The sequence below is a fragment of the Hwanghaeella sp. 1Z406 genome, from assembly GCF_048892425.1.
GTDB lineage: Bacteria > Pseudomonadota > Alphaproteobacteria > UBA8366 > Aestuariispiraceae > Pacificispira.
This window is the reverse complement of sequence record NZ_JBLZHU010000001.1, coordinates 25303-39807: the sequence shown is the minus strand read 5'-3', so window position 1 is coordinate 39807 and position 14505 is coordinate 25303. Positions and strand designations below refer to the sequence as shown.

Genomic DNA, 14505 nt, shown 5'->3' with positions numbered 1-14505 from the left:
ATGACATTAAAGCTGAAGTTATTTGAAACCGACCACGAGCTGAACCTGAAACAGTTGCGCCCCGGCCTGACTGTTAACGTGGACGGGCGCGACCATGCCTTGACAGAGCGCAACGGCATAGGATCCGACCGCACCATTGAACTTGATGGAGAGACGATTTCCTATCAACAGGCCCGCGACGGCAATACGGTCCACCTGCATCTAAACGGTCGAAACTGGATTGTGGAATTCATTGATCCCAGGGATGCCGCCAAAGCTGAAGCGGCAGGAACAGATGCAATCCGCGCGCCCATGCCTGGTGTTGTCATCAACCTGGAAAAGAAACCGGGCGCCATTGTCGCGCGCGGCGAAACAGTTCTGACGATTGAGAGTATGAAATTGCAAACAAATTTGGTAGCTCCCCGCGATGGCATCCTGGCCAATATCCTTAAATCAGTAGGAGAGACGTTCGAGAAAGATGAGGTGATCGCCATGATGGAGACAGATGATGCGTAGGATTCAATCGGCGATCAATACCTCCAGCCCCGAATTCCGCACGCGGTATGCCCATAATACCAAACTGGTCGAGACCTTTCGCGAGAAACAGAATACGGCACGATACACGCGCCCGGAACGGGATTTGAACCGTCTGGCCCGTCAGGGAAAAATGCTGCCCAGAGAACGTGTCGAGAGATTGTTAGATCCCGGCACCCCCTTTCTGGAATTGTCCAGCCTCGCGGGAAATATGGACTATGACGGGGAGGCTCCCGGTGCCAGCATCATTACGGGACTGGGGATCGTTTCTGGTCGGGAAGTTCTTATTCATGCTGATGATTCCTCCGTAAAGGGGGGGGCATGGTATCCATTATCAGTTAAGAAAATCATCCGCTGTCTGGATATTGCCCTGGAAAACCATAGCCCTGTCATTCATCTGTGCGACTCCGCCGGTGGATTTCTGCCACTGCAGTCCGAAGTCTTCCCCGACCGTCATATGGCGGGTCGCATTTTTAGAAATCAGTGCCAGTTGTCCAAGCTGGGGATCAAGCAATTGTCTCTGGTCTTTGGTCAATGCACGGCGGGTGGGGCGTATATTCCCGCCCTATCCGACTATAATGTCATTGTTCAGGGCACAGGCGCAGTGTTTCTGGGCGGTCCCCCGCTGGTCAAGGCCGCAACGGGTGAAGAAGTTGGCGTTGAGGAATTAGGGGGAGCTGCGATGCACACCTCAATCAGCGGCACCTGCGACTATCGCGCAGAAACAGAAGACGAAGCCATCGCCATTGGACGGGAAATCGTCGCGCAATGGGAACATCCAAAGAAATGGGACTGTCAGCGGGAAGAGCCGGTCGAACCGTATTATGATCCCACTGAGTTATACGGCATTCTGCCCGATGACATTAAGAAGGGCTTTGACATACGCGAGGTGATCGCCCGCATCGTCGACGGCAGCAGGTTCCACGAATATCAACCGGATTATGGCACGACTTTGATTTGTGGTTACGCCAATATCTGGGGCTGGAAGGTTGGTATTCTGGGCAATAACGGTGTTCTGTTCAATGATTCCGCCCTGAAAGGGGCGCATTTCATGGAATTGTGCAATCAGAACAACACGCCGCTTGTCTATCTGCAGAATATCACCGGCTATATGATCGGAAAAGAATATGAACGATTGGGCATTACGAAAGACGGCGCAAAAATGATCATGGCGCAATCCTGTTCCCACGTGCCCAAATTCACTGTGATGTGCAATGGGTCTTTTGGCGCTGGAAACTATGGCATGTGCGGGCGGGCCTTTGACGCGCGATTCCTGTTCACCTGGCCTAATCATCAGATTGGCGTAATGGGGGGAGAACAGGCAACCAACACATTGGCAGATGTCAAAATTGCCCAGATGCGCCGCAATGGGGAAGAAATTGATGAAGCGGTGATCGAAGAATTACGCAAAACCACCCGCGCCGCCTATTCGGAGCAATTATCTGCGTATTATTCAACGTCACAAATCTGGGACGATGGCATTATCGACCCGGTCGACACGCGAAACGCCCTTGGTATGGCGATCACCAGCGCATTAAATGCCCCATTGGCCGATACGGGCTATGGCGTGTTCCGTTTTTAGAGAATGCACAATGGCAAAGACGGTCGACTTCTATTTTGATTTTGGATCACCCTATACATATTGCTGCCTGAACGAGGTTATCGGGTTGGGAGCGGCGCATGATTGCACATTTGTCTGGCACCCCATTCTCCTGTGGACGGCGCGCAAGCATTTTGGGATGACCCCACCGATGGAAGACGGCCCTAAGGCCGCCTATATCCGCAAAGACATGGAACGGTCCGCTGCATTTTATGGCGTGCCTTTCACTTTTCCCCGGACTTTTGGAAAATCAACCCATATCGCTGCACGGTTATTCTATGGGATACGACAATCCCATCCTGGTCTGGAAACCGATTTTGCCGTAATGGCGTTTAAGGCCCATTTTGCTTCAGGTCTTGATATCAGTGACGCTGCAGTGTTGATCGAATTATGTGCGGATTTAAACATCCAGGCGCAAGAAGCACAGACCTTGCTATCCGCGCAGAACTCTAAAGATTCTCTGATCAGAGCAAATCAGCGTGCCATCGAGCTAGAGGTTTGGGGAGTACCCTTTTTCATTTTCAAGGGCGAGAATTTTTTTGGCGCAGACCGGATGCCACAACTAAAGTGGCGCCTGGCACAACAACAAGCGGGGAACCCATGACCTATCAAGATCTAACCGTAGAGATTGACGGCGCCATCGCCACGATCTGCGTAAACCGACCAGAGAAACTGAATGCCCTGCGTGATCAGACCGCAGATGAATTGATCGACGCGCTGCATTCCCTGGAACAAAGCGCTGGAGTCAAAGTTGTCATTCTGACCGGAAATGGGCGGGCCTTTGGCACAGGCTATGACCTCTCCACCGTGGATTTGGATACGGGCTGTGATTTGTACACGGTACTGGAGGATCATTTCAATCCACTGATCTTGGCCCTGAGGCGCAGCCGATTGCTGATCATATCACGGGTCAATGGTCCCTGCGCCGGTGTATCGGTCGGCATTGCGCTGGCCTGTGACATCGTCATCGCCAGTCAGGATGCATATTTCCTGGAGCCCTTTTCACAGATTGCCCTGGTGCCCGATGGCGGCAACACATTCTTCTTCCCCGCAGCGGCAGGACGCACACGCGCAATGGCCGCAATGTTGTTGGGCGAGAAGATATCAGCACAAGACGCCCTGACATGGGGGCTTGTCTGGCAGGTACATCCCGCTGACATGTTGGATGCAAAGGTTCAGGAAGCTGCGACCAGAATTGCCCGACTGGCCCCAAACGCCATCAAAAGAACCAAACAATTGGTCAATACCGCCTGTGAAACCGGCCTGGCTGCGCAGTTGGACCTGGAGCGAGATTATCAGGGCGAGCTTGGGGGCTCCCCAGAAATGGTTGCAGCCATTTCCCGCTTCGTCAAAGGTGGCAAAAGCCAATAACCGACGACCCTAACCAAATGGAGGCCATCATGGCAGAATCAGTTGTAATCTTAAGCGGCGCCCGCACAGCAATCGGGTCGTTCGATGGCAGCCTGAGCAGCATCCCACCCATCGAACTGGGGGCAGCGGCGGCAAAGGCCGCGATTGACCGCAGCGGCGTAGATGCCGAAGAGATCGATCAAGCTGTCTTTGGGAACATCATCCATACCGAACCGCGCGACATGTATCTGTCCCGCGCGGTTTCCATCGCAGCCGGGGTGAAACTGGATACCCCTGCCCTGACCTTGAACCGCCTGTGTGGCTCTGGACTGCAGGCTATCATCAGCGGCGCCCAATCGATTATGCTGGGCGATGCATCGACAATGCTGGTCGGGGGCGCGGAATCGATGAGCCGATCCCCCCATGCCACACGATCTATCCGAACCGGCCATAAAATGGGGGACCTTGCCTTCACCGACATGCTGATTGGCGTTTTAAGCGACCCTTTCGATGGGGCGCATATGGGGGTGACAGCAGAAAATGTTGCAAAAGATAAGGGGATCAACCGTGAAACCCAGGATAAGATAGCCGTAGAAAGCCATCGTCGGGCCATCAACGCCATCGACAAGGGCTTTTTCAAAGACCAGATCATCCCGATTGAAGTGAAATCACGGCGCGAAACCGTCTCCTTCGACACGGATGAACATCCCCGCCGGGATGCAACGCTGGACGGAATGGCAAGCCTGCGTCCGGTTTTTCAAAAGGATGGATCGGTTACGGCAGGCAATGCGTCAGGTATCAATGACGGGGCCGCCGCCCTGGTGCTGATGTCGGAAACAGCCGCCCAGAAAGCCGGTCGCACCCCCCTGGCGCGTATTGTTGGATATGCGCATGCCGGTGTTGATCCAACACGCATGGGCATTGGCCCGGTGCCGGCCGTCCGACGCCTATTGGAGCGAACCGGCCTAAAGATTGAGGATTTTGATGTTATTGAATCCAACGAGGCTTTTGCCGCACAGGCCTGTGCGGTGGCCAATGAGTTGGGATTCGACCCTGAAAAGCTGAACCCCAATGGCGGGGCCATTGCACTGGGTCATCCCGTCGGGGCGACAGGCGCTATTCTGACCGTCAAAACAGTGTACGAATTGCGCCGCACTGGAAAAAAACTGGGGCTGATCACAATGTGCATTGGCGGTGGTCAAGGCATCGCCATGGCAGTTGAATCGCTGGCCTAGAGCGTTTCCGAACTATCAGGGTTTCTGTTTCCGTTTCAACGGGCTGTGTGCGGCGGCGGGATGGGATTTTTCCTGCTTTTTATCCATCGCTCTGGCGGGTTTGGGTTTGAACATTTTGCCCTTCAGCTTTTTCGGCGTTTTGCTCCAAGGGCGCTTGTTATCGGATTTTTCCGACTTGCGATCCTGCGGGGCGTGGTCGGGGGAGTCCTTGGGTGGTGCGTGCCGGGCCTTTTCCTGGTGCGGCGGCGCCCCCAGGGGCTTCACATGACCCTGTGCAGGAGGAACAGATCGCGGCGCGACAGGGGACGTCGAGCCAGGGGGCGTTGGTCTGGATGTCATCGCAGAGGACGACGATACGCCGGATTGTTTGCGCGGCGATCGTGCCGGGCGGGATGATCCCCGATCTGATCCGCGATCTGATCCGCGATCTGATCCCTGGCCTGATCCCTGGTCTGATCCCCGGCCTAATCCACGACCCGGGGCATTTTGCATCGGCGGCGCACCTTCCAAGCGGATCACTGATATCGACTTTTCCAATGTCCCGTTCGGACCCAGGCCACGCAGAAACTGATCAACGCAATGGGGGGCTAATTCTACATAGGTGATCCGGGGTTGGATACGGATCGGGCCAATATCTGCCTTGGTCAGATTGCCCGCCCGGCATAACAGCGGCAACAGCCAGCGCGGCTCTGCCGATTGTTCTCGCCCGACTGAGAGTGAAAACCAAATCCCATCTTTGAAGTCATCCCGTTGCTTTCGGTTCTGCTCTGGCACGGGGGCGACATCCTGCAATTCTTCAGGGGCGGCCATGGTTGAAAGCTGCTGGCGTATAAAAGCACCGGCAATCTGTTCCGGACTGTGTCTGGCCAATAATTCCTGGGCGAATTGCGCTTCGCTTTCGCTCAAGACTTCGGTCAAGGAGGAGTCCGACAACAAGCGTTCGCGATCCCGCGCAATGACATCATCCGCGGTCGGCGGTGTTTCCCAGGTGGCCTTGATCGACGCATTGTCCAACAGCCGCTCTGCCCGTCGGCGCGCATTCTGGGGCACGATCAGCGCGCAAACACCCTTGCGCCCGGCCCGACCGGTGCGGCCGCTTCGATGCAAAAGGGTCTCACTGGTCTTAGGAATGTCAGCATGAATGACCAGTTCCAGATTGGGCAGATCAATCCCCCGGGCGGCAACGTCGGTTGCGACACAGACCCGGGCGCGGCCATCGCGCATTGCCTGCAACGCATGGGATCGCTCATTCTGGCTCAGCTCCCCCGACAGGGCGACGACGGCAAAGCCCCGATTATTGAAACGGCTGGTCAGATGATTGACCGCCGCGCGGGTAGCACAAAAAACCAGGGCATTCTTGGCATCAAAAAAGCGCAGCACATTGATGATGGCGTTTTCCTGGTCCTTTGGCGCGACCATCAGGGCGCGATAGTCGATGTCCAGATGCTGTTTCTGTTCCGAAACAACATTGACCCGGACAGCATCGCGCTGATAGCGCTTGGCCAATGTCTCAATGGATTTCGGCACGGTCGCGGAAAACATCAAAGTGCGTCTGTCCTTTGACGCCGAATCCAGTATGAATTCCAGATCGTCCCGAAAACCCAGATCCAGCATTTCATCCGCCTCATCCAGGACCACAGCTTTCAGCCCGGATGGATTGAAGGAGCCGCGTTCTATATGGTCGCGCAGACGACCCGGCGTGCCCACGACGATATGGGCACCGTTCTGCAGCGCGCGACGCTCGTCGCGCATATCCATTCCCCCAACGCAGGACGCGAAGGCCGCGCCAGTCATTTCGTACAGCCATTGCAGTTCACGTTTGACCTGTAGTGCCAATTCACGGGTTGGCGCGACGATCAGCGCTAAAGGCGTCGATGCACGCGCGAAACGATCCGCGCCCTCCAGCAGGTCACCCGCCATCGCCATTCCGAAAGCGATTGTCTTGCCCGAACCGGTTTGCGCTGAAACCAGCGCATCCGCCCCCACAAGAGCTGGGGCCAGCACCGCGTTCTGGACCGGGGTCAGTGTTTCATAACCGCGCTTCGTCAACGCCTGTGCCAGCATCGGAACGACGCTTTCGAACCCTATCATTATATCTCTTTCAGTGTGTTGGTCGGTCCAACATCTGCATTACCGTTAAGGATGCGCGCAACTGCGCAATCCAGGGCATGACCGAACTGCCCTGATCAGCGGTCTTGTACGGCGTGTCAGGCCCGGCGTAAAGCACCACAACAATCCGCCGCGAATTGCACCAGGCTTTTGACGTCGCAAAACAGGGTGGCGTTATATGCCGCAGATCACGCAGCCTTAAGCGCGGCCACCGCCTCTTGAACGGCCCTGGCGATTTCGACGGCATTTGGCGTATCAGAATGGATACAGACGGTTTCCGCCCGAACCTGCAAGGAAACGCCATTGACTGAGGTCGTTGTTCCACTGATCGCCGCATCGACTACGCGCTTAGCCGCGACTGCAGGATCAACCGCGTGGTGTTCCCGCGTGATCAACAGCCGCCCGTCATCATCATAGTCCAGGTCGGCAAAGAATTCGGCCTGGAATTCAAGCCCCCGCGCGCCATAGACGGTTTCATGCAGTGTATTGGCAAGACCGAGCACCGGCACCTTGTACACATCCGCAGCATCCGCAACGGCGTGGGCAATATGCTCCATCCGCGCGGCCATACCGTATAAGGCACCATGGGGCTTTATATGGGACAGGGGCATGCCTGCCTGATCCAGGAAGCCCTTCAGCGCGCCGATCTGATACAGGATGATGTTTGCCATCTCTTCGCGATCAATCTTCATTTCGCGTCGCCCAAATCCCGCCAGATCCGGCAAAGAGACATGCGCGCCAACTTTCACACCATGCCGCTGTGCAAGGTCCACCGTGCGGCGCATATGATTGGGATCAGAGCCATGAAACCCACAGGCAACATTGGCTTGGGAGATGAAGGGCATAACCCCTTCGTCATCCCCCATTTTGTAGAGGCCGAAACTCTCCCCCATGTCACAATTGATTTCCACAGACATAAATTTGATCTCCCCAAAACATTACCGATCAATAGAAAGCGCCTGTTTCAGGCTGGCGTCCAGCGCGTCGGACCAACTGGAAATTGCCTGTTTTTCCTCCAGTACCCGTAATCCTTCTTCGGTGATGCCACCCGGTGTCATCAGATCATCCAACAGGTCACGCGGGGGGCGTTCGCTGCTGTCGATGATAACAGCGGCGGCGGCCTGAACCATTCGGGCGGCAAGCTGCCGGGCGGCAACAGGTTGCAACCCCTGGCGTTCCGCCCAACCCGATGCCTCCCCAATAAAGGCATAGGACAGGGCGTAATAGGCCCCGAAGATACTGGCCGTCCCAAATTGTGATTCATCGTCAAAAGGATGCGCAGTGCCAATGCGGTTAAAGATATCGGCAACCATTGGATCATCAGGGAAAAAGGCTGTTGGGCTGTGACAAATCCGGCTGGCGGCGATGGGCATCGCGCGCACCGCCATCGCCGGCGCGACGGCGGGTTGGAAAGACTTCAGGCTGATACCTGCTGCAATGGAAACGACACGCTGTCCCTCGCGCCAGGGCAATCCCTGTGCGCTGGTGGCGATATCCCCCGGGCGGGTGGCCAGAAATACCAGGTCAGATCCTTCAACAACTTCCTGGTTGCTGGCGGCGACATCACAGCCAAAACGCTCCGCTAATCCAGCGACCCGCTGTGCATTGCGCGGCGACAGGATTGTTGGCGTCTGGGTGGCGGCCAATCCTTCCGCCAGACATTCCCCCAAATAACCAACTCCGATTATACCCACGCGAATCATCACTCTCTCCCTCTTATCGCTGCGGCCAGTTCGGACAGGGGGCCGTAAAGGTCCTCAATAGACCGACAGACAAACGCCCCCTCAGCTGCGATTTCACCGCTGACATCAACCGGAAGATTGGTGTTGGAGTCTGCCGGGACTTCATTGAGTTTTCCCCCCACAAAAACAGGGATATACAAATCCCTTGCGGCGAGTTCGGCCTTAAGAGACCGCATAAAACTGAGTGCCACACCGTTATACGTACTCAGGAATATGGCGTCGCTGCCCCGGGCAGCTTCTGCCAATTGATCCGGATCGGTGCTGACCTCTCCATCGATGGTCTCTATGCCCAGTTCCGAGAAGACTTCCTCCAGAAGGCGTTTGCCATATTCATGGACATCGGTGGTGGCGGTCACCACCCGCAGACCCGATGTTGCAAAACAGGCCCGGTCTGCATCAGACAAGCCGGACAAGGCTTGTGCGGCCCGATCGGAAATCTCTTTCAGGACGGGGGATGGTTGTATCGGAACATGGCCGTTTGGTGCGGAGATATCTTCCCTGCCCGGCCCGAATGCCTGTTCCAACCGCTTGGCCCCGATGCGACGCAGCGATAGAAAAAGCTCGAACGGGTCCTTGATATTGATGCCCGCCTGATCCAATCCGGTCAGCACAGCATCCTTAAACCGCTCCGCCCCTTCAATCATCCGGTCCGCCAGCAAATCCGCCTGTGTCACATCAATCAGGCTTTCCATCCCCTGTGACCGGCGGATCATTTGACCACAGAAAATTTGTGCCGCGACGACTTCTTCTATATCGGGAATTCGCATTGCCTCTGTAATCGGAACCGGGTTGATCGCATGACCGGTCGGGCCCGCCAATTGCGCCTGAATATCCACCATCAGATAGGCACCTAAGGCCGCGTAATTGGCCGCTTCATTCTCCCCAAAACCCGTCGTATTCCCATAGACCATGGTGCCTGGTGATCGGGAAACACGACCCAGCGCACGCTGAAAGGCAAACCGGGCCAGCGGGCCGGAAAAGGTATGCCCATAGCAATGACTGGCATGCCCCCCCAACAAATCATCAACGATATATATTTCCAGCATCACCGCGCCCAGGGCAGAGGCCAAGTCACTGAACCGCGCAGCAAAGCCATCATCGATATTGGAATGAATAAGCACCGGTTGTGGCTGGGCCGCCGCCAGCGCGATTGCAGCAACGGTGGCACGGGTTGTCGCCACATCGTCATGCCAGCCGGGCAATTCAAAGGTGAAATACTGGCCCAAATTACCGATTGAGGTCGATCCAACGCGCAAGGCCGCCACCGTATTTTCCAGCGCTGAGGGCATGCCGATGACGAAATCCCCAAAATGCGGCGCCACCGGTGCGGCATTGGCCAGCTGTGCGAAATCATCGCTGTCATGCAGGATCAAACCGGTTCCCTTTGGTCGCCCGGCGCGCTGATCCTTTGGATAGCCCATGGACCAGTCCAGGCATATTCCATAGCGATCCACCCGGAATCCTGCGGCCGCGACATCGTGATGGATTGTTCGTGCCGCTTCAATGCTGCGCTGCAGGCTGCGATAGCCGATTTGGGCATGCTGCATGATCCGACCCTGGCCTGCCTCGCGTTGCTTGAAATCAGCTTCACACCCGACACCCTGTTCTTTCAGAAAGGCAGAGTCGCCGATTGTGACAGATGCGGCGTGGGCCTGCCCTTCGGCCACCACGTCTTTGAAACAGGGCAGACGTGTCTCTGGTAAAATCTTATCGCGATGAAATGATGTCATTGTGCGCCCCATGCACCCATGCTGTTTTGGCGGTCAGCCCTGAAACACGCCAACAATAGGGGCCCGGTTCTGACAGTGCAAATGACCTTCCCCCAATTTCGCTCCCCCTTGATTACATTGAGACGCGCCAGGCGTCATCTGTAACCACCGTCGCAGCACTTGTGCCCATCCCCCCTGTTCCTTTGAGGGTAAAAACAAGAGATCATTGGGACGGAAACCTTGGCAATTCGGGGCCGGACTGCCTAACATTCAGATATTAAGTATCCCAACCGACAGCAAAATCGGAGATCCCATCGTGAGCCAATCCATCCTATCCGACAAAGAACTGGCACAATTTCAGGAAAAGGGATGGATTGTGCCGAAATGGGAACTGCCCCAGTCCCTGATCGCGGACATGCGCCAGGAATATGCCACACTTTTGGAGCGCAACAGTCATCTAAAGTCAGATATCATGATGGCCCCGCACCAAACCAATGGCGGATCTATGGGGGTTGTCGGATCCAAGAAGTGGTTGGAATTTGCCACCCATCCAGAATTGATCAAAATTGCGCAACAGTTGATCGGTGACGATATCATCCTGTGGGGTACAACAATCTTTGGTAAGCCGGCATTCAGCGGCAAGGAAACCCCATGGCATCAGGACGGGGAATACTATCCCATCAAACCCCTTGAGGTTTTGACCGTCTGGATTCCCCTGGACGATGTAACCCCGGAAAATGGCCCGATGGAATTCATTCCCGGCTCTCACAAGGCCCACAAGCTCTATAGCCATTCCTGGATTGAGGGCGAGAACAAAACCATCAACCTGACATGTGACCCTGAACACTATGACGTTGCCACAGCAGAGCCATTATTGCTGCGCGCCGGGCAGGTTTCATTTCATGATGTGTATATGATCCATGGATCGAAACCCAACACCACAGATAAGCGCCGCGCAGCCTTTATCGTGCGCCTAATGCCTGCAACCAGCTTTTATGATCATGCGCTGGGCGCAGAAACCGGTAAGAAGCATCCCGCCCAGGGATATGGCGTTCGTCCGCTGTATCTGGTCAGCGGTACCGATAAGGCAAACAATAACTTCAGTATCGGTCACTGATTCCCACGGCGTTACAGGTCTTGGCGTCATAACCGGGAAATGTCTGGCGCTTTACCAATATCCCGGCCTCCTCAGGGGCCCCCAACGCCATCATGCAGGCAATCCTGACCAGATCATCCAATTGCTTTTGGGAACGCCGAAGGCGATTGGTTACAATCAAGCCGTCGAATGTCAAAATGACAAATTGGGAAAATTCTGTATTGCGTCCCAACAAGGCGCGGCGATCTGCGGGAATACAATCCTGCAGCATATCATTCAGTCGATCTTCCAGATATAAAGCCGCATTCTGGCTTTCGACATCGCCCGGCGAAGACATCGCGACGCCATGCACAAAATTCGCGGCAAGATTAAAGTTGGCCGCGGGAATGTTCCCCCATAATGCGTATAGAATATGTTCCAGCTTGCTTCTGGGATCTGTGATTTTCTGGGTTTCCCTTTCCAGCTTATCCATTTGTGCAACCAGCCAAGGCTGCAGAACCGCCCAGAACAGATTTAGCTTTGAGGGGAAATAAACATACAGGCTGGCGGGAGAAACGCCCGCTTCACGGGCAATATCCACAAGCGACGTCGCAGCATAATCCTTTTGAGAGAACAGATCAAAAGCGGCCCGCATAATGGCGTCCCGTACGATTGCTTTCTTAACCTGTGCCATTCCTGTGTCCTCCATCATCACGTGACTCAAGATGAACCAACCGCACCGATACCATGAGTGGCGCGGAGTTAACGGCGTGTGCTTTCTTCATCCGGCTCTTCATTCAGGGCCCGCCATGCATCACCATCCAGATCAGTATATTGACCGGATTTCAGGGACCACAGGAATGCCAGAAGGCCGATCAGGCCCAGCACCAAAGCGGCAGGTATCAGGATCACAAGGATGCTCAACCGACCTCTCCCGCAATCTCAGTGGAAACACGCGCCCCTGGGTGAGGATGTCCGACAGACACTTCGCGGGGGGATTTACCGCGCACTGATGGCAGATTCAGGCGCAATGCATTGGCGATCACCAGACAGGAAGAGGCCGACATCGCAATCGCGGCAACCAACGGCGTGGCAAATCCGGCAACAGCCACCGGAACCGCGATCAGATTGTACACCACCGCCAGTCCAAAATTCTGATAAATCAATGTGCGGGCCTGGCGCGAAATTGTAATCGCCATCCGCACCGCATCCAGGCTGTTGGACAGAAAGACAAATCCAGATGCACGCCGCCCGACATCTGATGCCGTAGAGGGCGCAATGGATGCGTCGGCCGCATTCAGCGCCGGTGCGTCATTGATGCCATCGCCCACCATCAACACATGATACCCGTGTGATTGCAGTGCTTGAATCCGCTCAATCTTGTCGGCGGGGCTCATCCCCGCCTGAGCCTGAGAAATATCCAGAGTGTCGGCAATAAGCGCCACCTTGGCAGCAGAGTCACCAGACATCACTTCTGGCGCGAAACCCCGGTCGCGCAGCCAAGCGACGGTTTCCACCGCACCGTCCCGGATTGTTTCATCGAAATAGTACAGATCCAGGGCGCATCCATCGCGGCTGAATACAACGCTGTCCTGACCGTCGTCCATTCTGTCCTTCAAGGCCCAGGATGCCTTCCCCAGACGATAACGGCTGCCATCGCATTCCGCTTCTATGCCTTTGCCTGGTTCTTCCCGCACGCTTTCCCACGGTTCCTGTTCCACAACCAACGACAGGTCTTCGCAGGCCGCCACCAAAGCCCGTGAGTAAGGATGCCGACTGACCATTGCCAAAGATCCTGCACGGCGCAGTACTTTAGGATTATGGCGCTCTGCCTGGCGAAGGGCCGGGTTCCCCGTTGTCAACGTGCCGGTCTTATCGAACAGAACCTTATCGACCTGTGCCATTTTCTCCAGGGCCGACCCGTCGCTGAGCAAAATTCCCTGACGCGCCAACCGACCGGCGGCGACGACCTGCACAATCGGCACAGCAAGGCCCAAGGCGCAAGGGCAGGTAATGATCAGCACGGCAATGGCTGTAAAGATAGCGTGATGCCAGTCACCCGTTGCAATGACCCAGCCGATGAATGTCAGCAAGGCGGCCAGATGCACGGTGGGTGCATAAATCGCCGCAGCTCTGTCGGAAATACGCCGGAACCTTGGCTTTGCGCTTTCCGCGGCTTCCAACATAGAAACCATTTCAGCCAGAAAGGATTGCCGTGCAAGGCGTGTGGCCCGCAGGATAACCGGTGCCCCAACCGCAAGGGCGCCGGCGGGAAAGGCTTTGCCTGGTTTCGCGACAACTGGATCACTTTCCCCGGTCGCAATCGCACAATCCACCTCTCCGTCCCCACTGACAACGATACCGTCAACCGGCAGGTATTGACCGGGGGCGACAAACAAGATCATGCCTGGTACCACTGCATCCAATGGCACCCAATCGCGGCTTCCATCCTCTGCGATCACGGTCGCGCCGCTGGGTGCCATACGCCCCAAACTGGCAACAGCACCGCGCGCCCGTTCACGCATCACATGGTCCAGCACACGCCCGATCAACAAGAAGAACAGCAATGTTATCGACGCATCGAAATAGGCATTTTCGCCATGATTGGAAGTCTCATACACACTCATCCCCAGTGCCAGTATGACGGCCAGAGAGATCGGAACATCCATCGTCAAATGTCCGGCCTTTAGTGCACGCAGCGCTGGCCGAAAGAAGGGCTGACCGGCATATCCAACGGCTGGAATGGCGATCAGGGCCGAAATCCAGTGAAACATGTCCCGGGTCGGACCTTCCGCCCCGGACCAGATGGAGACGGATAACAACATGACATTGGCCGCAGCAAATCCAGCAACGCCCAGGGACAGCAACAACCGACTGAGCGTATTATCCTTGCGCGCCGTCGACCCGTCATCCAAATGCGCCTGGTACCCCAGCCCTGCCAGCGCATCGAAAACCGCATCAGGATCCGCATCCTGCCGCGTCCAATGGACAACGACCCGTTTGGCCGACAGATTGACCCTGACATGTTTGACACAGGGCAGCGCCCCCATTGCCTTTTCAATGGCCGCCAGACAACCGCCACAATGCATCTCGGGGACGAAAATATGGGTTTCCAGCAAGCCATCCCCGACATTGGTGCTGGCAAACAAGACCTCATCCCGGGACGGGTAGC

13 protein-coding genes are annotated in these 14505 nt (G+C 55.8%); 6 read left to right on the top strand and 7 right to left on the bottom strand.

What is annotated here, in order from left to right:
* Genes ACOSDR_RS00200 through bktB form a run of 5 tightly spaced genes read left to right on the top strand, consistent with a single transcriptional unit; the run spans position 1 to position 4698 of the window.
* On the top strand, positions 1-495 hold the full coding sequence (locus ACOSDR_RS00200) for an acetyl-CoA carboxylase biotin carboxyl carrier protein subunit (protein WP_420722895.1): 495 nt from the start codon (positions 1-3) through the stop codon (positions 493-495).
* Positions 488-2095 carry an acyl-CoA carboxylase subunit beta gene (locus ACOSDR_RS00195; RefSeq protein ID WP_420730475.1) on the top strand — a complete coding sequence of 536 codons (1608 nt, stop codon included), beginning with the start codon at positions 488-490 and terminating at the stop codon, positions 2093-2095. Before ACOSDR_RS00200 ends, ACOSDR_RS00195 begins: the two co-directional genes overlap by 8 nt.
* Positions 2096-2105: 10 nt before the next feature.
* The gene (locus ACOSDR_RS00190) at positions 2106-2717 is read left to right on the top strand and encodes a 2-hydroxychromene-2-carboxylate isomerase (RefSeq protein ID WP_420722894.1); all 612 of its coding nucleotides are present in this window, start codon (positions 2106-2108) and stop codon (positions 2715-2717) included.
* Complete coding sequence (locus ACOSDR_RS00185; protein WP_420730008.1) at positions 2714-3484, top strand: enoyl-CoA hydratase/isomerase family protein; 771 nt, start codon at positions 2714-2716, stop codon at positions 3482-3484. The genes ACOSDR_RS00190 and ACOSDR_RS00185 overlap by 4 nt, the downstream gene beginning before the upstream one ends.
* Before the next feature lie 29 nt (positions 3485-3513).
* The gene (gene bktB / locus ACOSDR_RS00180) at positions 3514-4698 is read left to right on the top strand and encodes a beta-ketothiolase BktB (RefSeq protein ID WP_420730007.1); all 1185 of its coding nucleotides are present in this window, start codon (positions 3514-3516) and stop codon (positions 4696-4698) included.
* Positions 4699-4713: 15 nt separating this feature from the next.
* Here the strand turns inward: bktB and ACOSDR_RS00175 are convergent, their stop codons facing one another.
* From ACOSDR_RS00175 to ACOSDR_RS00160, 4 genes are all read right to left on the bottom strand, one after another.
* A complete protein-coding gene (locus ACOSDR_RS00175) occupies positions 4714-6789 on the bottom strand; it encodes a DEAD/DEAH box helicase (RefSeq protein ID WP_420730006.1) in 2076 nt (691 codons plus the stop codon).
* A gap of 206 nt (positions 6790-6995) precedes the next feature.
* Complete coding sequence (gene pxpA / locus ACOSDR_RS00170; RefSeq protein ID WP_420730005.1) at positions 6996-7724, bottom strand: 5-oxoprolinase subunit PxpA; 729 nt, start codon at positions 7722-7724, stop codon at positions 6996-6998.
* 21 nt (positions 7725-7745) lie between these two features.
* Complete coding sequence (locus tag ACOSDR_RS00165) at positions 7746-8510, bottom strand: pyrroline-5-carboxylate reductase dimerization domain-containing protein (protein WP_420722889.1); 765 nt, start codon at positions 8508-8510, stop codon at positions 7746-7748.
* Positions 8510-10279 (bottom strand): cobalamin-dependent protein, encoded by a 1770-nt coding sequence (locus tag ACOSDR_RS00160; protein WP_420730004.1) that lies wholly within the window; start codon positions 10277-10279, stop codon positions 8510-8512. The genes ACOSDR_RS00165 and ACOSDR_RS00160 overlap by 1 nt, the downstream gene beginning before the upstream one ends.
* A gap of 295 nt (positions 10280-10574) precedes the next feature.
* Here ACOSDR_RS00160 and ACOSDR_RS00155 point away from each other — a divergent pair, with 295 nt between their 5' ends.
* A complete protein-coding gene (locus tag ACOSDR_RS00155) occupies positions 10575-11375 on the top strand; it encodes a phytanoyl-CoA dioxygenase family protein (RefSeq protein WP_420722887.1) in 801 nt (266 codons plus the stop codon).
* Here ACOSDR_RS00155 and ACOSDR_RS00150 read toward each other — a convergent pair.
* The 3 genes from ACOSDR_RS00150 to ACOSDR_RS00140 all read right to left on the bottom strand — a co-directional run bounded on the left by ACOSDR_RS00150 (position 11359) and on the right by ACOSDR_RS00140 (position 14482).
* A complete protein-coding gene (locus ACOSDR_RS00150; protein WP_420730003.1) occupies positions 11359-12027 on the bottom strand; it encodes a TetR/AcrR family transcriptional regulator in 669 nt (222 codons plus the stop codon). The genes ACOSDR_RS00155 and ACOSDR_RS00150 overlap by 17 nt on opposite strands.
* Before the next feature lie 68 nt (positions 12028-12095).
* On the bottom strand, positions 12096-12257 hold the full coding sequence (ccoS, locus tag ACOSDR_RS00145; protein WP_420722885.1) for a cbb3-type cytochrome oxidase assembly protein CcoS: 162 nt from the start codon (positions 12255-12257) through the stop codon (positions 12096-12098).
* Positions 12254-14482 (bottom strand): heavy metal translocating P-type ATPase, encoded by a 2229-nt coding sequence (locus ACOSDR_RS00140; RefSeq protein ID WP_420730002.1) that lies wholly within the window; start codon positions 14480-14482, stop codon positions 12254-12256. Before ACOSDR_RS00140 ends, ccoS begins: the two co-directional genes overlap by 4 nt.
* Positions 14483-14505: the final 23 nt, after the last annotated feature.

Excerpts from the sequence above, each read along its gene's own strand:
- ACOSDR_RS00200 (WP_420722895.1), top strand. The coding sequence starts at position 1 with ATGACATTAAAGCTGAAGTTATTTGAAACCGACCACGAGCTGAACCTG.
- ACOSDR_RS00195 (WP_420730475.1), top strand. The coding sequence starts at position 488 with ATGCGTAGGATTCAATCGGCGATCAATACCTCCAGCCCCGAATTCCGC.
- ACOSDR_RS00190 (WP_420722894.1), top strand. The coding sequence starts at position 2,106 with ATGGCAAAGACGGTCGACTTCTATTTTGATTTTGGATCACCCTATACA.
- ACOSDR_RS00185 (WP_420730008.1), top strand. The coding sequence starts at position 2,714 with ATGACCTATCAAGATCTAACCGTAGAGATTGACGGCGCCATCGCCACG.
- bktB (WP_420730007.1), top strand. The coding sequence starts at position 3,514 with ATGGCAGAATCAGTTGTAATCTTAAGCGGCGCCCGCACAGCAATCGGG.
- ACOSDR_RS00175 (WP_420730006.1), bottom strand. The coding sequence starts at position 6,789 with ATGATAGGGTTCGAAAGCGTCGTTCCGATGCTGGCACAGGCGTTGACG.
- pxpA (WP_420730005.1), bottom strand. The coding sequence starts at position 7,724 with ATGTCTGTGGAAATCAATTGTGACATGGGGGAGAGTTTCGGCCTCTAC.
- ACOSDR_RS00165 (WP_420722889.1), bottom strand. The coding sequence starts at position 8,510 with ATGATTCGCGTGGGTATAATCGGAGTTGGTTATTTGGGGGAATGTCTG.
- ACOSDR_RS00160 (WP_420730004.1), bottom strand. The coding sequence starts at position 10,279 with ATGACATCATTTCATCGCGATAAGATTTTACCAGAGACACGTCTGCCC.
- ACOSDR_RS00150 (WP_420730003.1), bottom strand. The coding sequence starts at position 12,027 with ATGGCACAGGTTAAGAAAGCAATCGTACGGGACGCCATTATGCGGGCC.